A 22,795-nucleotide genomic window follows, 5' to 3' on the forward strand; every position below is an offset into this window, starting at 1 on the left:
AGCGTTCAAACAGTTTTCTTAAAGCGCTGTTAGTTGTTTACTGATGACGCAAACTTACTAATCCTTATAAAAAACTAATAGCGTTCAAACAGTTTAAGTAATGCATCACTGTTATCAGGCGCAAACTTCTCTTCCTGCTCTTTACCATAGACACTGTCGGCCAGTTTCTGCTTGCGCGTCTGCAGGGCTAAAACACGCTCTTCAACGGTATGCTCACAAATTAGTTTATAAACAAATACCGGTTTTTCCTGGCCGATTCGATAAGCTCGATCCGTTGCCTGGTTTTCAACCGCCGGATTCCACCAGGGATCATAATGAATAACTGTATCAGCAGCGGTTAAGTTCAGACCGACACCACCTGCTTTTAACGAGATCAGAAATACCGGTACATCACCGGACTGAAACTTATCAATAACCTCTGTGCGGTTACGGGTCTGCCCGGTTAACTTCACAAAGTCGATCCCCTCAGCCTGCAGCGATTCTTCAATCAGACCTAACATCTGTGCAAACTGTGAGAAGATCAGAATACGACGCCCCTCTTCAATCATCTCCGGCAGAATTTCCATTAAGAAATCCAGCTTAGCTGAACTTTTAATACTCTGTGCATGTTCGAGTTTTACTAAACGCGGGTCACAGCAGGCCTGGCGAAGTTTAAGCAGCGCGTCCAAAAACTCAATACGGCTTCTTGCCATGCCTTTTTCTTTAAGCAGATCCCGTACTTTCGCTTCCATGGTGACACGAATGCTTTCATATAATGTGCGCTGATCATTAGGCAGAATAACATTATGCACAATTTCAGTTTTAGCAGGCAGCTCTTTGGCAACATCATCTTTAGTACGGCGTAATAAAAACGGCCGGGTCTTTTGAATTAACCAGTCTTGAACCTGCTGATTGCCCTCACCTTCAATACCTTTACGATAAAAGCGGTTAAAAGTACTGTGAGTTCCTAAAAAACCAGGCATTAAGAAATCAAACAAAGACCATAACTCACCCAGATGGTTTTCCATTGGCGTACCGGTCAGACATAAGCGCTGTTTTGCATTAAGCTGCTTGATACTTTTGGTCATTTTCGCCAGCGGATTTTTAATAGTCTGCGCTTCATCAAGAATTAAATCCGAAAACTGCATCTCTTCAAGCTGTGCAAAGTCCCGTCCGACCAGAGGATAAGTTGTGATCACTAGATCGTAATCGGGCACATCCGCAAAGTACTGATGACGCTCTGTACCGTGCAGTACCAGCACTTTTAATGTAGGAGTGAACTTAGCGGCTTCATTTAACCAGTTACCCACCAGTGACGTCGGACAGATAACCAGTGCCGGGTGCGCTAACTGACCACGCTGTTTTTTATATAATAGATACGCCAGGGTTTGAATGGTTTTACCCAGTCCCATATCATCGGCTAATACTCCGGAAAAACCGTACTCATTTAAAAATACCAGCCAGTTTAATCCGGTTAACTGGTAGTCGCGTAATGTTGCATTAAGGTTTTCAGGCAGTTCTACCGCCTGGATACCGGTAAAATTAGTCAGCTTTTCGGCTAATGCTTTTACATGGTCGCCGCCTACCCAGCGGTTTATCTCTGGTAACTGCGCTAATAATGCGGCCTGGCTTTGCGGCAGATGAATATTGTCATTATTTACTTCACCCAGCTCCTGCAGAATAGATAAAATCGGCTGGATAGACTCACGTTTAATACGTAACGGACGTCCGTTAGGCTGTGCCAGGAGAATATCAAACTGATGCTGCTGCCAGTCTTCGTTGCTGCGCAGCCATTCTAATAACAAAGGCAGCAGCGCTATACGTTTACCGTCAATCTCAATAGAAACACCTAAATCAAACCAGTTACCCTGCTCTTCAACTTCTATATCAATACTGTCAATCTGATCGCTTTGTAATGCCAGATCAGAAGAGATATCAAACCTCCAGCCTAAAACCTCTAAACGGGCTTTGTGAGCGGTTAACAGGGATAACCACTGGAACTGCTGCGAGCCTCCTAATTCGGGAGGTAAAATACCCAGTAACTGCGCTGTTTTAGGCTGCTTAGAGTCGTACATGTGCACGTCAAGCAGACACAACTGTTCAAACTCCTGCAGCGCCAGGCGTTCTTTTTCAATCTCACGCTGAATATTAACAATTTCATCTTTCCACATAAACTGCGTACGATCCGGCTCATCAGTCACACTCGGATTCAGTACCAGCTCACCATATTGAAAAGTTAAAGACGCAAGGAATAACGGCTGTTCTTTAATGACTTTTTCACTAAGTTCAAATACAACCTGCAGCGGTTCACTGATATCACGCGTCTCAAATTCAACAGGATTAGGCAGAACAGTCTGAGGAAAACGCAGTGAAACTTCCTGGGTAAAATGCACACACTGTTTTTCAGCCAGCGGCGGCGTTTTTAATAAAGATAAGATCCACTCACGATCAAACTCACTACTTATCTCACCCACCAAACCCTTATCTGTGTCCAGGTAATAAGGCTGAGGAGTCGGTACCAGCAGCCAGTTTTCACTGTCCTGCAGGCTGACCTGCAGCTGCTTTAAATTATCTTCCTGCTCTAACCATTGTAACTGCAGTTCTTTGCTTTCAGAATGGTGCAGAGGTTGTGATAAATCGTTCCAGAAACAGCGTCCGCTAGCCAGTATTTTCTGCAGCGCCAGTAAGTCATGTTCATTGTGAATATAAGTTTTAGCCAGCTTAGCTACCCGCCCTTCTTTAGCTAATAACAGCTGCAGAATACTGACATCTTCAGCTTTTACCCATTTATAACTTTCCATCCAGGCTTCATTATCAACCACTGAAATAAGATCTTTCTCAGCAAAAACACTTACATTTTCACTTTTTAAAAAACGTACTGAACCGTATTCAACCTGCAGGTACTGCATTGAGTGGTTATATAAACTTTTATTAAAAGACAGGCGGAAATAGCCCTGATAAGCACTCGCGCTAGTAACCGGCTGTTTTTTGACTAACTGTGTCTGGAGCAGTTCAAACCAGGTCTGATAGCTGTTTTCAATATTATAATTGGGAGTATCCGCCTGATATGCAAGCAGTAAAGCCACTGCGTGTTTACAGTTCCAGCCGACAGGGCAGGTGCAGGTACTGTGGATAATAAATCCGCCTTTATTGGATTTTTTAATGGAAGCCGTAGTCTGGTAAGGCGCTTCTGATGTCCCTTTTACACTGCCGCTAAGTTTATTTTCCTGCTCGTCATATTCACACGATAAAACACGGCTTTCTTTAAAATAACGCGTTCCGCGGTCAATAATATTACGACCGAAACTAGTGAAAATATCTTGCTGAGTAATTTTGGGCATCTGTCCAACCAACTATAAAAACGGATCGCCAATGATAGAGGCAGCGGTGCAATAAATAAAGATTTATTCCGCTATAGTAAGAGAAATCAGTGAATATTTTTTAGGCGCTGTAAAAAGGGAGCCCGCGGCTCCCTTTAAATTAACAATAAACTACAGACTGCATTCTACAGATTAGGACCTAACCAGCGCTGTGCTGTTTCTAAGTCCCAGCCTTTGCGCTGTGCATAGTCTGCTACCTGGTCAGGCTGAATTTTGGCAACCGCAAAATAACGGCTTTCAGGATGTGAGAAGATCCACCCTGAAACAGCGGCTCCCGGATACATTGCATAACTGGAAGTCAGCTGCATGCCGATTTCCTGCTCAACATTCATCAGGTTCCAGATGATCTCTTTTTCACTATGCTCAGGGCAGGCAGGATAACCAGGCGCCGGGCGTATTCCCTGATATTTTTCACGAATCAGATCATCATTTGCCAGCGCTTCGTGCGGCGCAAATCCCCAGTATTCTTTACGTGTCTGCTGATGCAGATATTCTGCAAAAGCTTCCGCTAAACGGTCACATACCGCCTGAACGAGAATTGCATTATAGTCATCGTTGTCTGCTTTATAACGATCGGCAACCTCCCGCTCACCAATACCGCCGGTTACCGCGAAAGCACCTAAGTAATCCGCTACACCTGAAGATTTAGGCGCCACATAATCCGATAAACAATGATTTACAAAGGGTGCTTTTTTCTCAGTCTGCTGACGTAAGTTTTCGCTTACCTGCAGTATTTCTGTGCGTGATTCATCCCTGTAAATTTCAATACTGTCATTTACACTGTTTGCCGGAAAAATACCGACAATACCGCTGGCAGATATTTCACCTCCAGTCTCCACGGCATCAAGCATCTTAAGTGCATCGTTAAACAAACGGCTTGCCTCTTGACCGACAACCTCGTCTTTAAGGATACGCGGGTATTTACCAGCAAGGCCCCAGGTCATAAAGAAAGGGGTCCAGTCGATATATTCGCGCAGTGTTTTAATCGACATATTCCTGATCACCTGAACACCTAACCGTTTAGGTACCGGCGGCTGATAATTTGCCCAGTCAATTTTAGCGTGGTTATCGCGGGCTCTCTGCAGAGACACAGGTGCACTGCGCGGGCGCTTATTAGCATGCTGTTCGCGTACCCGCTGATAATCCAGGTTCAATTTTTCAACAAACTCAGGTTTATATTTAGGATTTAATAATTTCTGACAAACCCCTACCGCACGTGACGCATTAGAGACATAAACGACCGGCTGGTCATAATTCTGCTCAATTTTAACCGCAGTATGTGCTTTAGAGGTCGTTGCTCCGCCGATCAGCAGCGGCAGTTTCAGTCCCTGGCGCTGCATCTCCTTAGCCACATAAACCATTTCATCCAGCGAAGGCGTAATCAAACCAGATAATCCAATCATGTCGGCATTTTCTACAACAGCCGTTTTAATAATTTTATCAGTAGGAACCATTACACCTAAGTCGATAATTTCATAGTTATTACACTGCAGAATAACACCAACGATATTCTTACCAATATCATGTACATCCCCCTTCACCGTTGCCATTACGATTTTGCCGTTAGTTGCACCGGCTTGTTTAGTAGCTTCGATATACGGATTTAAATAAGCCACGGCTTGTTTCATTACCCGTGCAGATTTAACCACCTGCGGCAGAAACATTTTCCCTTCACCAAACAGATCACCAACGATATTCATGCCGTCCATTAACGGCCCTTCAATAACCTCGATTGGTTTATCCGAATTCAGTCTGGCCTGTTCAGTGTCTTCTTCAATAAACTCTGTAATACCTTTTACCAGCGCATGAGCAATACGCTCATTAACCGGCAGTGTGCGCCACTCCAGTGCTTTACCGTCATCTACCTTTTCTGAACCCGCATCCCGATACTTTTCTGCAATATCCAGTAATGCATCGGTAGCATCCGGACTGCTGTTCAATACCACCGCTTCTACAGCATCTTTGAGCTCTGCGGGGATATCATCATAAATCGCCAGCTGAGCCGCATTAACGATGCCCATATCCATACCGTTTTTAAAACAGTGATATAGAAATACCGCATGGATTGCTTCACGAACCGGGTTGTTACCACGGAAAGAGAAAGAAACGTTAGAAACACCACCGGAGATCATCGCATGTGGCAGGTTATCTTTAATATCTTTAACAGCTTCAATAAAATCAACGGCATAGTTATTATGCTCTTCAATGCCCGTTGCCACGGCAAAGATATTCGGATCAAAAATAATATCTTCCGGTGGAAAACCAACCTGGTTCACTAAAATATCGTAAGAACGCTGACAAATTTCAAATTTACGTTCCCTAGTATCAGCCTGACCGACCTCATCAAAGGCCATCACAATCACCGCAAAACCATAGCGGCGGATTAATTTAGCCTGACGGATAAAGTTATCAACACCCTCTTTCATGCTGATTGAGTTAACAATTCCTTTACCCTGTACACACTTCAGCCCCTCTTCTAAAATTTCCCATTTAGAAGAATCGACCATAATCGGTACTTTTGAAATATCCGGTTCAGAGGCGCATAAATTAAGGAAACGTTTCATCGCATATAATGAATCAAGCATCGCTTCATCCATATTGATATCGATAATATCTGCCCCCGCTTCAACCTGATGAAGCGCAACATCTAAAGCTTCATCGTATAACTCTTCTTTAATTAAACGCTTAAAGCGTGCCGAGCCGGTAACGTTAGTACGCTCGCCGACATTCTGGAACAGTGAATCTTTACTAATGGTCAATGCTTCTAAACCGCTTAAACGACAAGCAACTTCTATCTCCGGCAAAACTCGAGGTTTAACACCTGCAACAGCATCCGCCATCGCTTTAATATGCGCAGGAGTCGTACCGCAGCAGCCGCCGACCAAATTTAAAAAACCGATTTCAGCCCACTCTCTGATATGTTCAGCCATTTCGCCGGCTTCTAAATCGTATTCACCAAAAGCATTAGGCAAACCGGCATTGGGATGTGCAGAAACAAAAGTTTCTGAAATACGCGACATCTCCTGCACATACTGACGAAGTTCATCTGGTCCAAGCGCACAGTTCAAGCCAAATGAAACAGGCTCAATATGACGCAGTGAGTTGTAAAAAGCTTCCGTTGTCTGCCCGGAAAGCGTACGCCCTGATGCATCGGTAATTGTACCGGAAACCATCACAGGTAATTTGTAACCAAGCTGTTCAAAAACCCCACTGACCGCAAATGCAGCGGCTTTAGCATTCAGCGTGTCGAATACAGTTTCAATTAAAATTAAATCACAACCGCCTTCAATTAAGGCCAGGGTTGATTCAGAGTAAGCTTCTACTAATTCATCAAAAGTGACATTACGAAAAGCGGGATCATTTACATCGGGAGAGATTGAACAGGTTCTATTAGTCGGCCCTAAAACACCAGCGACAAAACGCGGACGGTCCGGTGTTTCTGCGGTTTTCTGATCCGCAGCCTGACGGGCAATGCGGGCTGCTTCACGATTGATTTCAGCCGAGAGATGTTCCATCTCATAATCAGCCATAGCAATAGTAGTCGCATTAAAAGTATTTGTTTCGAGAATATCAGCACCGGCATCCAGGTACTCGCGGTGAATATCAGCAATAATATCCGGCTGAGTTAAAACCAGCAGATCATTATTCCCTTTAACATCACATGGCCAGTCCGAGAAACGTTCACCACGATAATCCTGCTCTTCAAATTTATATGCCTGGATCATGGTGCCCATACCGCCGTCAATAAGCAGAATATGTTTTTCCAGTTGAGCTTTAATAAGTGCACTGCGATCGTCGACTAACATAAAATTCCCTGTTGCTGATTAAGTTGTATAAATATTAACATAAAAGCAGTATGCATTTACGTTTGAAAATAGACGGCTGGATGAAATATTTTGTTATAAATAATGAAGAAATTGATAGTTGCGGAATGAACAGAAAGAAGCGGCAGATAAATCAGGCATAAAAAAAGCGAGCTAGGAACAGCTCGCTTTTGCTTAAAAGAACATTTGCAATGTCATCACGATAAATATAATTAATAGTTTTTTTGCTTTCTGGCTTTTACCATCCTTCAGCTCTTGTACTCCATTAACCTTACAAACATAAACGACTACAACTAACTTTGTTTATAAATGAAACAGGTTTCAAAAACGCAAACCAAAAATACTCGAAACTAACACAATAAAACTATAATACATTTATCTTATGATCGACTATCACGTTACAAAAAAAGCAGTAATAGATGGGCCGACTTATTCGGCGGTGAGCTGCTTAAAAAAACACGCTCCTAAAATTTATTACTACCTTTAAGATACTGATATGAAGTAATAATATTTATTCCCTCCATGTTAGTGATACATCTGAAACCAGCGTTTTATTTCAACTAACAACAAACCTGAAATAAAAAGATCCTTTCCCTAAACCCCTTCGGGCGACTGAGTTACAGTTACAAACTGCAGCTCCTAATTGAGTCCGGATCTTACTAAAAACTGATATGAAGTAATAAACTATCCTCCACTTGGTTTTTAAGATTATCAACGAATTATTTACAATAACCAAACACACTATTTAATAAAACAAAGCCGCTAATTACAATTTCTAAGGCTTCTTAAACTGCTGACAGATTTGTAAAAATTCGCTGCGCTAGGTATAAGCTTGTTTGCCCTCCAGTTCATTAATTACTATTAAGTGTAGGTCTGATTCAACACATTACCAGCCTGCAGAATTGTTTATAATTGGTTTTAAAAGGTGCATCACACTTTTATTTTTTTAATTATTTCAGCTCAGCTAAATCGTAGGGCGTTACCTGATAAACACAGTAGTTTAACCAGTTGCTGTATAACAAGTTTCCGTGACTTCGCCAAATTGCACGAGGCATTTCATTCTCATTATCACCGGGATAATAATTAACCGGTAAAACCGGATCTAAGCCTTCATCCTGATCCCGTAAATACTCGTTATTTAATGTATTAGCATCATACTCAGGATGCCCAGAAATATAGACCTGACGGCAATCCTGGCTGGCGGCTAAATAAACACCGGCGTCAGGCGCATCGGCAAAAATAGTTAAATCACTTTTTTCTGCCAGCTGTTCAGAATTAAACTCAGCAAAACGTGATAAAGGCGCCCAGAATTCATCATCAAAACCACGTACTAAGGGATGATGGTGATTATAAGTACGATGCAGATAAATACCTGATAATTTTGAATCGCGGGTTGTTTTCTCAAAGTCGTATAAGTACTTAAGGGCGGCCTGCGCAGCCCAGCATAAAAATAGTGTGGAAGTGACGTTATGGCGCGACCACTCAACAATTTCAGTAAACTTATCCCAGTAGTAAACATCTTCAAACGGGATTTTGCCCAGCGGAGCACCGGTAATAATAAAACCATCCCATTTCTGATCTTTAACACGCTCAAAATCACCATAGAATTTATCCAGGTGTTCCTGAGGAGTATTACGTGACGCTCTGGCATCTACACGCAATAACTCCACATCCACCTGAAGCGGAGTATTAGAAAGCAGGCGCATCAACTGAGTTTCAGTTTCAATTTTTTTCGGCATTAAATTTAAAATTAATACCCGTAGAGGACGAATATGCTGATGGCTGGCACGGGACTCAGACATAGTAAAAATGTTTTCTGATTTTAATATTCCGGCAGCAGGTAAATCATCGGGGATACGAATAGGCATTACAATACTCCACATAAATTCATTTAGACATCTAGAAGTCTAACATTAATTTATTCAAAACTTCTAAATTTATTCAAACTGGTGATAATATCGACACAATATTTGATGATAAATTTAACAGGGAGTAAAAATGCTTACGATTATCCAGGCAGATTTAACCATACCAGAGCATACTCAGGCTTACCTGCAGCTGATGTCTCATTACGCTTTAGATCCCATGGGAGGTGGTGAAGATCTTTCTGATTTTGCAAAAGAAAACCTTATCGAAGCACTATTAAAACGCAATGATGTATTTATGGTATTAATCTTTAAAGATCAGAATCCAGCGGCTTTATTAACTGCAATTGAAGGGTTTTCAACTTTTGCCTGCCGGCCTTTGTTAAATGTTCATGATCTGGTTGTGCATAATAATTTTCGAGGCCAGGGTTTAAGCGGCCTATTATTTGCTGAGATTGAAAAAATTGCCAAAGCAAGAAACTGCTGCAAAATCACACTGGAAGTATTAGAGGGCAACCTGGCGGCTAAAAAAGCTTATAACAAGCAGGGATTTTCAGATTACCAGCTGGATCCGGAGTTCGGCAGTGCATTGTTCTGGAGTAAACCTTTAAAGTATTAACAACCCTTTTTTAGTAAGGCCGGCATAAACCCATAGGAGGCTGAAAACAGCCTCCTGCAGTATAAAAAAGACTTTTTCACAGCCCTCTACAAAATACAAAACAGGTTTTATCATTTAAATAATTCTAACTGCACAGTAGTTTGGCACTTTTAAAAAGCAGCTCATCCATCGTAAAAGGGATGGATAAATAACTGTTAACGGCAATCTCTCTTGCTGTAATCTCTTTTTCACCTAACGGCTCATCGATTAATACAAGAACGGGAGTAAAACGGTTCTGCGAGTGATTGCGTAATTGCTCAGCAAGATTTAAACCGTCAACCAGCGGCAGATTCAAGGTGGTTATTAATAAATCCACCTCTTTTTCAGCAATATAATCTAAAGCTGATTTACCGTCAGAGGCTGTTACTACTTGATAATTTTTCTGCGATAACGCAAATTCAATGGAAGAACTTAAGGATACTGATGCAGCGGCTAATAATATAACTTTCATATTCCCTCTCAGCTGTTTCATTCTGCTGTCACATTAACTTCGAAGCAGTAAAACAATATACCTGGAATTGAAAAAATATAACTCCTGAGCACAGGTGCACTGCTCGAGCAGGCAATTTTTACTGCCAGTTTTGATAAATATTATGAATATCTTTAACCATTAAATCCATATTAACGTGTGCAATACCATTTTTATCAACTACCGCTTTAAATGAAGCATAATGCTCCCCCTGCGGATTAATCAGAACAATTGAAGCGCTATGGTCAACTAAATAATACTTATCCGTATCTCCCTGATCAACAATGCTGTAAACAAGCCCTAAGTCCTGAGCAAAAGGGAACAGCTGCTGATGGGTGCTGGTTGTGCCTTTAAAATTAGGATTAAAATAGCTGACATATTCAGCCAGCTGCTTTGCTTTGTCACGATTAGGATCCACCGAAACAAACACCACTTGAATATTCTTATAGGGAGCTTTTGTGAGCTCGGGATATATTCGGTCAAGATCCGCCAGGGTAGTCGGGCAGATATCAGGGCAGAAAGTATAACCGATAAAAAACAGAGTCCATTTATTCAACAGATCTTTATTGGTGAATTTAGCATCGCCCGACATAATAAAAGAAAAGTCGGGAAGCACTTTATCTGCACTTTGGAGTACTAAAGAAGGATTATTGGAGATAAGATTATCAGCTTGTACCCGCCCTAAAAAAAGCGTGCCAAAGATGAATACAAAAACAAACAACAACCCTTTTTTCATTTTTACAGCCACTCTGCAGTTCGAATAACCCCGCGGTTATTCTTTTCAATATCAACTAAACACCTAATCTGCCAGACAAACTTTGCTTACATCCAGTCTGCCGTACGAATCACACCAACAGCAATGCCCTCGATATCAAATGACTGATATTCTAAGTCTACTTTAATGGGATCAAACAAGTTATTTTCCGCTTTTAATATTACCTGACTGCCTTCACGATAAAAACGTTTAACAGTAACATCATCTTCAACACGCGCGACTACCACCTGACCATTACTGATATCCTGAGTTTTATGCACAGCTAATAAATCGCCGTCCAGAATACCGATATCCTTCATGCTTTCACCCTGCACACGCAGTAAAAAATCAGCTCCCGGGTGGAACAGCGACGGATCAACCTCATAATGCGCTTCAACATGCTCCTGCGCTAAAATAGGTTCACCAGCGGCAACCATACCAACCAGCGGCAGTCCTTCATCATTGGCTGCTGCATTATTTTTATGTTCCGTTAAAACTCGGATTCCCCGTGATGTACCGGATAATATTTCAATTGCGCCTTTTCGGGCTAAAGCTTTTAAATGCTCTTCAGCAGCATTCGCACTGCGGAAGCCTAGGATCTTAGCCAGTTCGACACGTGTAGGGGGCATGCCGGTTTTTTGAATCTGATCTTTAATCACATCCAAAACTTCATTCTGACGCTTGGTTAACTCTTTCATTAGTTTTCTCCATGCAAAACCCAAACTACTTAAAATACATTAAGTTAACTTAGATAAAAAACAAACTGTAAACATAAACAGTGTATATCTATACACGCCATTATACCAGTGAGATAAGTAATTTTTTAAATTGAAGGAAAATTATATTTTGACTAAAAAGTATGCGCTTACTGATAGGTAAGTTTGTTGTATTTTAGCCAGCCTGATCTTTTCGGGTTATCCGCAAGAAGATGAGTTCCAATAATCAAACCGCCTTTAGGGTGCCACTTATAGACTCCGTAAAACTCCAGTGACTCCCCAGTCTTTAAACCCGGTACAGCCTGGCCTGATTCTATATTGTGCTGAATAATCAGCTTGCGCCCTGAGTGTAAACGAAGCAGTATCTGCTGGGCGGCAAAGGGTTTGTCCTGATTTTTTAGTATTTTTAAAATTATTCCGACACTGTGAACCTGCTGGCCGCCGCGCTGCTGCTTATAAAGAAACTCAATATGCTCCACTTCCTGTAGAAGTTTATCCATCTGCACGTCGGCATCATTGTAAAGTGCGTTTAACTCATCATTCTCACTTGAAAAGCAGGCCGATAAAAGCACCACCAGGGATAAAATCACAACTGTTTTCGGCATTAATTTCCCCTCAGATAATAAAATCCAGAATCACAGCTTACCGTTGAATTTTAGGATAGTCGCACCAGAGGCGTCTTTTCCGCCAACCCATGAAAGTCCCTGTCTGAATGTCGGATTAAGCTTATCCGTTGCTTTAATTAAACCTGTCAGCTGGTATGCCTGATGTTCTTTAAGCAGTGCGTTTGCCGTTGTCTGCAGCTGCTCTGACTGTTGTTTTAAGTCCGCGCTCACCTGCCCCTTATCACAGCTCAAATCTATACCTACCGATGCTAAATCAATCTTACCCATATCACTGTTAATCTCTGCGTCCTGCCAGCTGATATGCCCGTCAAGTTCCTGACAATATGGTGCTCCCTGCGAGCCCTGTTTTACCACTAGTGAAAGATCACCAGCCGCTTTTATCGGTACCGGCAGTTTAATGTATGAAAGAAACTCTGAAGCGCTAGAATCAATCAGTAAATTTTCAACAGATATACCGGATAAACCGGCTAGAACAGAGCCCTTGCCTGACATTGCTTTATTACCGTTGTTAAACTTAATATCCAGTTTTAATTTCAGCGTAAACAGTGCAGACCAGTCAACTTTCCAGGAGAACTTTTTCAGATGGTATCTGTTTTTGTAACTAAGCTGCGAGGCTTTACCGTTCCACAACGATCCCGTTACATCAGTAACTTTCAGATCCGCCTGCGCAGGGATAAATCCTGTCACCATAGCTGCCGGTATCGTCATCAGTAAGGAAATAATATAGAACAGGAAAACAGCTGAAATAATTTTAAGTTTCATGAAGATTGTATCTCTTTGAAAGGACTAGTAACCAAGTAATAAACGATGAATTTTAATGTAACCTTTTTTATCTGTTTTCGATATATCCGAATTGATAACCGAAACCGAGTATTGATTACTTAATACAGTTAACCAGCTGACAAAGCGGTTAAACTCAACATCATTAACCGAAACCTCAATTCTTCCTTTTCTATCCACAATACGCGAGAAAGTTATTCCCTGCTGCTTGGCACTTCGAGTAATAATTTGCGTTAAATTCAAGCGGCTGCTGATTTTCTTCTTATCTGCAACACCTGCTTTGCGTAATACCGCGGCTTTATCTTCGACCCAGGCTAATGTCTGCTCTGCCCGAACCAGCTGCGCCTTGTTTTTTTCAAGCTGTGTGACCAGCGGCTTCCACGCTCCCCAGTAAATAACTGCCAGCAATAAAAAAGCACCCGTTATTGAAAAAAGCCGCTGCTCTCTTTCAGAAATACTCTGCCACCAGGCTTTAAACTGCTCAACCATTATTTCTTCCTTATTGTCAGCATGCCGCTGACTCTATTCTTACTATTTGTTAGTGCCCCCTGCCGCACTGTATAGCCCTGCGGCAGTGAAGCTGAAAACTGCTCAAAAGCGGGGAAATTCTTACCGCTTGCTAAAATCTGCATCTCCTGCTTTTTACTGTCAAATTTGATGCTCTGCGGCTGGATCTGTGAATTGCCGGCAAACGCAGGTGCCAGTTCATTGAGCATGGATAGAAAGCCAGAATCGGCCTCACCGCTGTCTAGAGTCTTTAACATGGTATTAAGTTTTTTCTTAATACGTGCATACCTTAATTTGCTTTCTGACGGGAATGCTTTGCTGTAAACCAGTTCGACACGCTGTTTAGCCAGCTCCGTTTTTTTCAGTACCTGTTCATTTTTGATATACAGGTTAAGCATAAAGACCAGCACTAAAACAGCGAATACGGCAGCAGGGATCCGCCATTTATCTAAATTCTTATTACCCTCTGACTGCACTTTAAATTCACCGTTGAGCAGGTTAAATTTATTATCTTTAACCCCGTCGCTTAACATTGCCATCGGCAGGGCGGGATCTGCACTCAGCCACTCTCCAGAATGTTTTTCAGGAGCCGCACTGTGACTTTCAATCACCTGTGACGGCAGATCGGCAAGTTTACTCTGCAGGATCGGTTCAAGCATCTGCTCATCACAACTCCAGGCAATCAGAGAACTCTCTCTGATTAACCACTGTTGCTCAAGCTGCACGGCCTGCCAGCTGTCATTATCCGAAAGCGGCAGCGCTAACCCTTCCGGAATAAACTGCTCAGCTTTTATCTGCGCATTCTCTAACCACTGCAGCCAGTTAACCATTTTCACTTTTTCGCAGACAGCGATATGGATCAGATCCTTCTCTTTTGCTAAAACGGTGAAATGCAGTTTTTCTACATCAGAGGCCAGCTCCTCTTCAACCAGGTAGGGCAACCCCTGCTGCATCTGCCGGGTAAAGACACCGTTAATTGCAACGGGTTTAATGCACACATCAACCCCCGGCAGCAGACAGACAACAGAACGCTGCAGCGCTTTATCTGTTAGTAGCCCTAATTGTTCAGCATTATCGACTTCACCCGATGCAATAATTTCATTCTCATCATCAGACCAGATAAGCCAATGGTTCTTCTGCGAAGCTTCACTTGCTAAGCGAATTATTAATCGTTCAGTCACCAACACTCTCCATTTACCACCAAGCGGCTCACCCTTTTTTGTAACATTAAACTCATCTAATTCCACCAGACTGGTAACGAATTACCTCTGCCTTTTTTGAAACAATAGTAAATAACAGCTTTATAGCCAGTAAACGCTCTTCAAACTGCACAATTCCGTCCAGCTGAAAAAACTCGCTGCTGACTTTCAGCTGGCCCTTAAGCTCCGCTGATATCACTAAACCGCTAAATAAACTCTCTGCTAAAAACTCATCAACACTGCTCCAGCCGCTTGTCGGACGGTCCATAAGCAGAGAGTGAAAATCACTGATAGAAATATCATGATCTTTTTTAAACAAAGCATGTAATATTTCAGCCTGCTCAGTGCTTACTGTATTAACATTTATTTTCTGATCCTTGGCAGGGATCGCACATAGATACGGTGCTATGCGGGCATAGATATTCTGGCTGACCCCTTGTACGGCACGCAGTTCACTAATATCAACCATCAGATTATTAGCAGCCAGATGCGGTACCGGCCGTGCCTGATAAAAAGCATCTTCCGCCCCTGTTCCTGCGCCTGAACTGTCATTCTGATCAATCCAGTCCCGTGTTGACTCGGCAATCACTTCGGCTTCGTAATCGTCGATTTCCAGCGCTACCAGTAAATCCTGAAACTGCGTTACTGGAGTCGCACGAACTCCGTTTTCACTGTCTGCCACCGCAAGTGCATTAACATTGAAACAGCTTCTTAAATCTTTAAATTCCCCCCCCATAAGACCGTTATCAAGGGGAAAGACCATATCCGGGGTTGCCCAGGTCTGATCTAAACTGACTACTTCACTATCAGCAAAATCCTCATTCAGGGTTTTAATGCCTAAATCTATACTGGACTGCCCGTACCAGTATACTTTTTGTGAAAAAGTTAAACCTTCTGTACGTTTTAATCCTAAGGTTAACCGCCCGGTCATTGTGGCGGCAATGGTAACCATGATTGCTAAAATCATTAATACGGTTATTAAAGCGATACCGCGCTGTTTTTTGCCTGCCGCCAAAGCCATTACTGAAGCACCTCACCAGCGGAAATTAAGAACACCCGTCTTAATTCTGAAAAATGCTCGCTGGTTATATTGATTTCAATACCTTCAGGCAGCTGTTTAGGGCTATCCCAGGTGTTCTGCCAGCCGTTATTCCAAAAACGAAAAGTTAACTCTGTCACGTCTTCTAACAACACCTGAGTCTCCGGCTCCTGTCCGGCTACAATATCTGGATAAAGAAAATACAAACGCTGCAGCTGCCCTTCTTTGATCAGATAACGCACCCGCACAATCTCAGAGCGAGGCAGCAGACCTAAAGGATTAGTCCAGCCGAGACGGTTAAATTCAATGCCCTGATCATCTGATTCAAACAGTTCCTTATTAACCCTTAAAGCACGCAGATTTTCCGTTTCCAGGCCGTCTTCTCGTGATGTACGGGCCACAATCTGGGTAAAGTCCTGTTCAATAATAAGCATTGCACGCTGCAGTTCAGTCAGGCGTTCACTGTGCACTTTACTTATTTCTCCGCTTTTTAATACTCCTTGAAGTATTTGATAAGCAGCTAAACTTAACAGCGAAAAAATAGAAATCGCAACTAATATCTCGAGTAAAGTAAAGCCTTTGCTGTGCACCTTAGGTGCGAAATTACGGCTTGGCAATGTAAGTCCTAATGTAGGCTAATGCCCTACCTTCTTTTTTATCACTAACTTCAATATCCAGCGCTTTAAAGCTGCTGTCACCCGTTGCCACTCCCTGATAGCGCCAGTACCAGGTATTGCCGGCAAACTCGAGATCATCATTCCGCCAGCTTCCATCCGGCCACTGCTTTTCCAGCTTCAGTTCAGCTAATTTATTACTGGCAATCCATAATGCAAAGGTCTTATCCTGCAGATAGGCCTGATTATTCAGCGCAGTCGAAGCTGCATTCATAACCGCTAAACCGGAAACCCCTAGAATAACCAGCGCAAGCATTACCTCAAGCAGGGTCATACCTTTTTGTTTTACTGAATTACTGCTTTGTGTTGTTTTCATTCTTCAGTCAACTCAGGAAATGTAATAGCACCGCTCATATCAACAGAAACCTTAACAGCATCTTCTTCTCTGTCACCACCGTCGATTGAAAAGAGCAGTGAAAACGGTGTTACTTCACCACTCGCCATAATGTAAACCTGCGGATCTAAACTGGGCAGATCATCATCACCGTCAATTTCGACACGATCCTCGGCATTGATAAAGTCATCCTGCTTATTACTGTCAAGCTCATCCCACACCGAGCCTAACAGCTGATGTTCAATACGCATTGATTCAGGCAGTTCTATTTTACCTGCAATCTGTTCACCGGCTGCCGGCAGCCATTTACGGGTTTCATAGTCATACCAGGCGAACTGATAATTATATTTATCAAAGACTAAGCCTAATTCCCTGCCGGAAATCAGGGCTTCATCCTGGGCAAACTGTAAAACGGTACTAAAACGCTTCGCCTGCCAGTCCAGACTTCTGTTTGAAGCTAAGTTACCCGGCAGAGTCATAACCACCGCGACTGATACCATGCCGATCAATAAAAATACCAGCATTATTTCAAGTAATGTAAAACCGCTCTGCCGCCGATGGTTAATTAGCATTTGTTTAGACATTTTGTAATAAATCTAATTCACGGCTGTTTAATAATCGTCTTCTTTACCGTCAAGGTTCCAGTTACCGATATCATCATCAGTACCTTCCTCTCCATCTGGACCAACAGATAACACATCAATTTTACTGTGCTCACCAGGGCTGTTTAATACATATTCATTGCCCCACGGATCCTGCGGCAGACGTTTAATATAACCGTCTTCACGATAATTACGCGGCTCCGGCGATCCGCTCGGCTCACTAACTAATGCTTCTAAGCCCTGTTCTGTGCTCGGGTAAGAACCATTATCTAATTTATACATGTCCAGGGCATTTTCTAATGCAATAACATCTGATACTACTTTCTGGCGGTCGGCTTTGTCTTTATTACCCATTAAGTTAGGTACAACCATAGAGGCAAGTACACCTAAAATAACGATAACCACCATGATTTCGAGTAAGGTGAAACCTTTCTGCTTGCTGTTATGCTTAATGCTGTTTTTCATGAAATACCCTTTTAATTTTTGTTGTCAAAATGACAGCTGAGTGTCACGTTTTCAAATAAGAAAAAATTTCTGCCTGTTATTACCGGTCTGCTGACGATATACCCGTCAGCATTGTGATAATTAACCTGCAACCATATTATTAAGCTGGAGAATCGGCTCTAAGATCGCTACCACAATAAATAATACCGCCCCCGCCATGGAAATAACCAAAGCTGGTTCGAAAATACCTAAAGCAATAGTAACTTGCGACGAAAACTGCTTATCCTGATTATCAGCACAGCGTTCCAGCATATTTCCAAGCTCTCCGCTGCGCTCACCACTGGCGATCATATGCAGCATCATAGGCGGAAACTGTTTGGTACTTTCTAAAGATCGCCCTAAACTGGCTCCCTCACGAACACGATCCGTCGCTTCACCAACCTGCTGGCGCATGTATAGATTACTCAATACCTGCCCGGCAATAGACATGGCCTCCAATAACGGTACCGCGCTGCTGTTTAAAATACTTAATGTACGTGCAAATCTTGCAGTATTAAGATCATTCGCAACACGGCCGACTACAGCTACCTTAAGCAGATAGCGGTCAAAGCGCAACTGGTTACTTTCTTTTTTAAGATACTGTTTTACAGCAAAAAAGAAGATAATAATAAAGATCAGCAGGTAGATACCGTAATCACGAAGGGCATCACTGGAAGCAATCAGAAACTGCGTTGTTCCGGGCAGATCTGCGCCCATATGTTCGAACTGACCAACAACCTGCGGTACAACTGAAGTCAGCAGGATAGTAACAACCGAAATAGCCACTAAAGTTAAAACTATCGGATAGATCATCGCCTGCATCATTTTACTTTTCATTTCCTGACGCTGCTCAGCGTAATCTGCAAGTCTGTCTAATACTTTATCCAGATGTCCGGATTTCTCACCGGCAGCCACCATGGCACAGAACAGATTATCAAAAATAAGCGGAAAAGCGCGCATACTGTCGGCAAGGCTATGTCCTTCAAGAACGCCGCTTCGCACTGCGACAAGCATGCCTTTAATTTTTGGTTTATCACACTGCTCAACAACAGCCTGTAAACACTCTTCAATAGGAATGGCCGATGCTACCAAAGTTGATAACTGACGTGTAACTAACGCCAGATCAGCGGTATTAATTTTACTTCTTAATAAACTGCCGCCGCTTTTTGAGGCTTTAGCGGCAACAGCTTCCACTTCAATCGGTGTTAAACCAGAAGCACGCAGCTGCTGGCGCAGCAGGCGGGCAGAATCGGCTTCCAGCGTACCTTTCTTCTGTTTGCCTTGAGCATCAATTGCTTTGTAAAAAAACGTCGCCACCCTAATCCTCTCTGCTTACTCGTAAGATCTCTTCTAAAGTCGTTTTTCCGGCAAGCACTTTTGCCAGCCCGTCATCACGGATACTTGGCGTACGTTCGCGGATCAGTTTTTCAACAGCCTGCTCCCCGGCACCGGTGTGGATCAGTTCACGAACCTGATCATCAACCATAAACAGTTCATGAATACCGGTTCGTCCTTTGTAACCGCTGTTGTTACAGTTAGAACATCCGACTGCACGATAAATAATGGCATTTTCATCAGCAGTCAAACCTAAAATCTGTTTCTCTTTTTCGGTCGGCGTATGTGCCTCTTTACATTTTGGACATAATCGGCGTACCAGGCGCTGTGCGAGTACTCCCAGCAGACTGGAAGAGAGCAGGAAAGGCTCCACGCCCATATCACGTAAACGAGTCACCGCACCAACCGCGGTATTGGTATGCAGAGTGGATAATACCAGGTGACCGGTTAAACTGGCCTGCACGGCAATCTGAGCTGTTTCTAAATCTCGGATCTCACCGATCATTACTACATCCGGATCCTGACGCAGGATAGCACGCAGTCCGCGGGCAAAGGTCATATCAACTTTACTGTTTACCTGCGTCTGACCAATACCGTCAATTGCATACTCAATCGGATCTTCAACCGTTAGAATATTGCGGTCTTTAGAGTTTATTTCCAGTAAACCGGCATAAAGAGTGGTACTTTTACCTGAACCGGTCGGTCCGGTAACCAGAATAATACCGTGAGGTTTATGCACCAGCTCACTCATAATATGATGATTCTGATCCGTCATACCCAGCGTATCCAGATCCAGCTTAATGGCATTTTTATCCAGAAGACGTAAAACAACACGCTCGCCGTGACTTGACGGCATAGTTGAAACACGCACATCAACGGCACGTCCGCCGATACGCAGTGAAATACGTCCATCCTGAGGAACACGTTTTTCAGCGATATCCAGCTTCGCCATAACCTTGATACGCGATACTAATAATGCAGCCAGCTTGCGCTGCGGTTTCAGTATCTCACGTAATACACCATCGATACGGAAACGAATAATCAATGAGTTTTCAAAGGTTTCAATATGAATATCGGAAGCTTCTTCTTTAATCGCTTCACCTAACATGGCATTGATTAATTTAATAATCGGTGCATCATCTTCGGCTTCTAATAAATCTTCATCGCCCGGCAGCTCCTCTGCAAGCGTAAAGAAGTCATCACTGCCGATATCTTCCATCAGCTGCTGCGCTTCTGAAGATGACGACTGATAAGCAATCGCAACCAGGTTATCAAAACGTTCTTTGTCAACCTGCTTTAAAGTAAACGAATGACCGATAACCCGGCGTGCTTCCAGCAGCAGTTCCGCAGCTGGAAGATTTTTGTAACAAAGCTCCGTCAGCTCTTCATCGTGAAAAACAACCATTTCATGTTTTTTAGAAAATGAAAATGGTAACTGTCCGCGCGGCGTAACCTCACTTAGTTCCGGTTCATTTAACGGCTCAGCAGCCAGCCCCGGTTGTTCAAGTACAGTCATTACAGCTGTTCCTCTGTGCTGCTTTTAGCGGGCTTTCTATTTTCCGGATCATCCCCTAAACCAAAATCTGCAGGCACAATTTCGTGGCTTTCCCCCCACTTAGGTAATATCGGCGGAACTGCATCCGGCATCAGATCCACACCGGATTCACGCTGTGCTTCCTGAACCGCACGAATCAGGCTGTATTTACGTGAACTGAGAGCACTCATAGTTTCATCATCACGAATAATTGAAGCACGCAGGAAAACCATCAGGTTACGTTTTTCAGTTTTATTAGCAGTTGATCTGAACAGATGTCCTAAATACGGGATATCACCCAGCAGCGGTACTTTAGAGACAGATTCTGTCACTTTGTCATCAATTAATCCGCCGATCACAATGGTTTCACCGGATTTAGCTAATACCGTTGTTTTTACCGAGCGAGTGGAAAATACGACATCAGCCGCATCAGTATCAGGTTTAACACTGGATACTTCCTGCTCAATAACCAGCTGCACTGCATCTCCCTCATTGATCTGCGGTGTGACTTTTAGCTTAATACCAACTTCTTTACGTTCAATTGTCTGGTAAGGGTTGTCATTATTTGAACCTGTTGCAGATCCTGTTATAACCGGAACCTCATCACCAACCATAAAGTTCGCTTCCTGATTATCCAAAGTGGTGACACTTGGTGTTGATAGAATATTTGAGCCGCTGCTGGTATTAACTGCCTGTAAAACAGCCCCCCAGTCGCTGCCGATATAACCAAATGCCGCACCCGATATTTTTGCGATTGCACTAGCGGCATTGTCATCACTTTCACCCGCTGCAATAAGATCACCGGTGCTAGCTCCATTCCCAGCGAATTGTGTACCGCCGTAAGGGGTACCGAACTGTACATTAAGATTAATACCGTCGCCTTCTGTTACTTCAACAATAATTGCTTCAACTAATACCTGTGCGCGGCGGATATCCAGCTGGCGGATAATAGACTCCAGTGACGACATTAATGCCGGCTGCGCAGAAACAACAATAGAATTGGTACCTTCATGCGCTTCAATACTCAAATCTGACGAAGATGATTTACTTTTTTTACCGTCGGAAGATTTAGCAATGCTTTTACTAACTCCCTGCAGAACACCGACTAGATCTTCAGCTTTAGCATATTTAAGGTAAAACACGCGTGTATTACCGTTATTCTGCAGTTCTTTATCCAATGATTTAACTAAATCAACGATACGCGCACGCGTTTTCGGTTCACCGCTGATAATTATTGAGTTAGTCCGTTCGTCAGCAACCAGGCGCGGCTTTAAAATGCTTGGCGTGGTATTTTTTGAGCCGCTGGCCGGTTTTTGAATGGTATCGATAATCTTAACCATCTCCAATGCACTGGCAAACTCCAGCTTAACAATATCAACTTCCTGATCTCCGGCTTTATCCACACGGTGAATAATCTGTACCAGACGGTTTACAACCGCTGCACGCCCGGTGATCATAATGACATTAGACGGATCATAATGAACCACATTACCGCCGCCGGCATTATCATTTAACTGGCGTAATAGAGGAGCTAATTCTCTCACCGAGACATTGGTAACAGGTACAACCCGGGTGACCATCTCGTCACCGGAATATATTTCACCGTCATCAACAACCGGAATTGCTGAAACTTTGGCATCTTTGGCTTTGATGACTTTAATAATGCCGTTATCCATCTCAACAATCGCAAAGCCGTACACTTCTAATACATTTAAAAAGAACTGGTAATACTGTTTTTCAGTTAACAGATCATAGCTGCGGACGTTGATACTGCCCCGCACAGCAGGATCTAAAATGATGGTTTTATTTAAGTTTTTACCGACAATATTAACAAATTCATTAATATCAGCATTTTTAAAGCTCGCAGAATACTCAGTAGCAGAGACCTGCCCGACACTTGCGGTCTGAATTACTAAAGCAAGTAAAGATAAGCTTAATAATTTACCAAGTCTGTTATTCATCCCGAAAAATCTCATTTATTCTAAAACTCCAAATTATTACTTTTATTACAGGTAAATTATTTTAAAAAACTATCTA

General features: G+C 42.9%; 19 protein-coding genes. 1 reads left to right on the forward strand and 18 read right to left on the reverse strand.

Going from position 1 to position 22,795, the window contains the following annotated elements; all coding sequences use genetic code 11:
* Positions 1–74: 74 nt before the first annotated feature.
* The 3 genes from G337_RS0107850 to metA form a co-directional block, all read right to left on the reverse strand.
* On the reverse strand, positions 75–3,320 hold the full coding sequence (locus tag G337_RS0107850; protein WP_028863403.1) for a DEAD/DEAH box helicase: 3,246 nt from the start codon (positions 3,318–3,320) through the stop codon (positions 75–77).
* A 164-nt stretch (positions 3,321–3,484) separates the two neighbouring features.
* A complete protein-coding gene (gene metH, locus G337_RS0107855; RefSeq protein WP_028863404.1) occupies positions 3,485–7,165 on the reverse strand; it encodes a methionine synthase in 3,681 nt (1,226 codons plus the stop codon).
* Between the two features lie 968 nt (positions 7,166–8,133).
* Positions 8,134–9,051, reverse strand: a complete 918-nt coding sequence (gene metA, locus G337_RS0107860; protein WP_028863405.1) for a homoserine O-acetyltransferase MetA — start codon at positions 9,049–9,051, stop codon at positions 8,134–8,136.
* A 130-nt stretch (positions 9,052–9,181) separates the two neighbouring features.
* Between metA and G337_RS0107865 the strand changes: the two genes are divergently transcribed.
* A complete protein-coding gene (locus G337_RS0107865; protein WP_028863406.1) occupies positions 9,182–9,667 on the forward strand; it encodes a GNAT family N-acetyltransferase in 486 nt (161 codons plus the stop codon).
* 124 nt (positions 9,668–9,791) lie between these two features.
* Here G337_RS0107865 and G337_RS27640 read toward each other — a convergent pair whose 3' ends face one another.
* The 15 genes from G337_RS27640 to gspD form a co-directional block, all read right to left on the reverse strand.
* Positions 9,792–10,157, reverse strand: coding sequence for a response regulator (locus G337_RS27640; protein ID WP_169719616.1), 366 nt, complete (start codon positions 10,155–10,157; stop codon positions 9,792–9,794).
* Between the two features lie 118 nt (positions 10,158–10,275).
* Complete coding sequence (locus G337_RS0107880) at positions 10,276–10,911, reverse strand: SCO family protein (RefSeq protein WP_028863407.1); 636 nt, start codon at positions 10,909–10,911, stop codon at positions 10,276–10,278.
* 86 nt (positions 10,912–10,997) lie between these two features.
* Complete coding sequence (lexA, locus tag G337_RS0107885; protein WP_028863408.1) at positions 10,998–11,627, reverse strand: transcriptional repressor LexA; 630 nt, start codon at positions 11,625–11,627, stop codon at positions 10,998–11,000.
* Positions 11,628–11,794: 167 nt separating this feature from the next.
* A complete protein-coding gene (locus G337_RS0107890) occupies positions 11,795–12,250 on the reverse strand; it encodes a DUF3465 domain-containing protein (protein ID WP_028863409.1) in 456 nt (151 codons plus the stop codon).
* Between the two features lie 30 nt (positions 12,251–12,280).
* On the reverse strand, positions 12,281–13,033 hold the full coding sequence (locus G337_RS0107895; protein WP_028863410.1) for a type II secretion system protein N: 753 nt from the start codon (positions 13,031–13,033) through the stop codon (positions 12,281–12,283).
* A 24-nt stretch (positions 13,034–13,057) separates the two neighbouring features.
* Complete coding sequence (locus G337_RS0107900) at positions 13,058–13,540, reverse strand: type II secretion system protein M (RefSeq protein WP_028863411.1); 483 nt, start codon at positions 13,538–13,540, stop codon at positions 13,058–13,060.
* Positions 13,540–14,739, reverse strand: coding sequence for a type II secretion system protein GspL (gene gspL / locus G337_RS0107905; RefSeq protein WP_028863412.1), 1,200 nt, complete (start codon positions 14,737–14,739; stop codon positions 13,540–13,542). The genes G337_RS0107900 and gspL overlap by 1 nt, the downstream gene beginning before the upstream one ends.
* Positions 14,740–14,791: 52 nt before the next feature.
* Positions 14,792–15,778: a type II secretion system minor pseudopilin GspK gene (gene gspK, locus G337_RS0107910; RefSeq protein WP_028863413.1), complete on the reverse strand. Its 987-nt coding sequence runs from the start codon at positions 15,776–15,778 to the stop codon at positions 14,792–14,794.
* Positions 15,778–16,413, reverse strand: a complete 636-nt coding sequence (gspJ, locus tag G337_RS0107915) for a type II secretion system minor pseudopilin GspJ (protein WP_028863414.1) — start codon at positions 16,411–16,413, stop codon at positions 15,778–15,780. The genes gspK and gspJ overlap by 1 nt, the downstream gene beginning before the upstream one ends.
* Positions 16,400–16,786 (reverse strand): type II secretion system minor pseudopilin GspI, encoded by a 387-nt coding sequence (gene gspI / locus G337_RS0107920; RefSeq protein ID WP_084605313.1) that lies wholly within the window; start codon positions 16,784–16,786, stop codon positions 16,400–16,402. Before gspI ends, gspJ begins: the two co-directional genes overlap by 14 nt.
* Positions 16,783–17,388, reverse strand: coding sequence for a type II secretion system minor pseudopilin GspH (gene gspH, locus G337_RS0107925; protein WP_245597642.1), 606 nt, complete (start codon positions 17,386–17,388; stop codon positions 16,783–16,785). The genes gspI and gspH overlap by 4 nt, the downstream gene beginning before the upstream one ends.
* Positions 17,389–17,415: 27 nt before the next feature.
* The gene (gene gspG, locus G337_RS0107930; RefSeq protein WP_211235789.1) at positions 17,416–17,871 is read right to left on the reverse strand and encodes a type II secretion system major pseudopilin GspG; all 456 of its coding nucleotides are present in this window, start codon (positions 17,869–17,871) and stop codon (positions 17,416–17,418) included.
* Positions 17,872–17,991: 120 nt separating this feature from the next.
* Positions 17,992–19,206 carry a type II secretion system inner membrane protein GspF gene (gene gspF / locus G337_RS0107935; protein ID WP_028863418.1) on the reverse strand — a complete coding sequence of 405 codons (1,215 nt, stop codon included), beginning with the start codon at positions 19,204–19,206 and terminating at the stop codon, positions 17,992–17,994.
* A gap of 1 nt (position 19,207) precedes the next feature.
* Positions 19,208–20,740, reverse strand: coding sequence for a type II secretion system ATPase GspE (gene gspE / locus G337_RS0107940; RefSeq protein ID WP_051303073.1), 1,533 nt, complete (start codon positions 20,738–20,740; stop codon positions 19,208–19,210).
* Positions 20,740–22,719 (reverse strand): type II secretion system secretin GspD, encoded by a 1,980-nt coding sequence (gspD, locus tag G337_RS0107945; protein WP_028863420.1) that lies wholly within the window; start codon positions 22,717–22,719, stop codon positions 20,740–20,742. The genes gspE and gspD overlap by 1 nt, the downstream gene beginning before the upstream one ends.
* Positions 22,720–22,795: the final 76 nt, after the last annotated feature.

It is taken from the genome of Psychromonas aquimarina ATCC BAA-1526, assembly GCF_000428725.1.
Classification (GTDB): Bacteria; Pseudomonadota; Gammaproteobacteria; order Enterobacterales; family Psychromonadaceae; genus Psychromonas; species Psychromonas aquimarina.

Bases quoted from the DNA above. Each gene is read 5' to 3' on its own strand.
- G337_RS0107850 (WP_028863403.1), bottom strand. From the start codon at position 3,320: ATGCCCAAAATTACTCAGCAAGATATTTTCACTAGTTTCGGTCGTAAT.
- metH (WP_028863404.1), bottom strand. From the start codon at position 7,165: ATGTTAGTCGACGATCGCAGTGCACTTATTAAAGCTCAACTGGAAAAA.
- metA (WP_028863405.1), bottom strand. From the start codon at position 9,051: ATGCCTATTCGTATCCCCGATGATTTACCTGCTGCCGGAATATTAAAA.
- G337_RS0107865 (WP_028863406.1), top strand. From the start codon at position 9,182: ATGCTTACGATTATCCAGGCAGATTTAACCATACCAGAGCATACTCAG.
- G337_RS27640 (WP_169719616.1), bottom strand. From the start codon at position 10,157: ATGAAAGTTATATTATTAGCCGCTGCATCAGTATCCTTAAGTTCTTCC.
- G337_RS0107880 (WP_028863407.1), bottom strand. From the start codon at position 10,911: ATGAAAAAAGGGTTGTTGTTTGTTTTTGTATTCATCTTTGGCACGCTT.
- lexA (WP_028863408.1), bottom strand. From the start codon at position 11,627: ATGAAAGAGTTAACCAAGCGTCAGAATGAAGTTTTGGATGTGATTAAA.
- G337_RS0107890 (WP_028863409.1), bottom strand. From the start codon at position 12,250: ATGCCGAAAACAGTTGTGATTTTATCCCTGGTGGTGCTTTTATCGGCC.
- G337_RS0107895 (WP_028863410.1), bottom strand. From the start codon at position 13,033: ATGAAACTTAAAATTATTTCAGCTGTTTTCCTGTTCTATATTATTTCC.
- G337_RS0107900 (WP_028863411.1), bottom strand. From the start codon at position 13,540: ATGGTTGAGCAGTTTAAAGCCTGGTGGCAGAGTATTTCTGAAAGAGAG.
- gspK (WP_028863413.1), bottom strand. From the start codon at position 15,778: ATGGCTTTGGCGGCAGGCAAAAAACAGCGCGGTATCGCTTTAATAACC.
- gspI (WP_084605313.1), bottom strand. From the start codon at position 16,786: ATGAAAACAACACAAAGCAGTAATTCAGTAAAACAAAAAGGTATGACC.
- gspH (WP_245597642.1), bottom strand. From the start codon at position 17,388: ATGTCTAAACAAATGCTAATTAACCATCGGCGGCAGAGCGGTTTTACA.
- gspG (WP_211235789.1), bottom strand. From the start codon at position 17,871: ATGAAAAACAGCATTAAGCATAACAGCAAGCAGAAAGGTTTCACCTTA.
- gspE (WP_051303073.1), bottom strand. From the start codon at position 20,740: ATGACTGTACTTGAACAACCGGGGCTGGCTGCTGAGCCGTTAAATGAA.
- gspD (WP_028863420.1), bottom strand. From the start codon at position 22,719: ATGAATAACAGACTTGGTAAATTATTAAGCTTATCTTTACTTGCTTTA.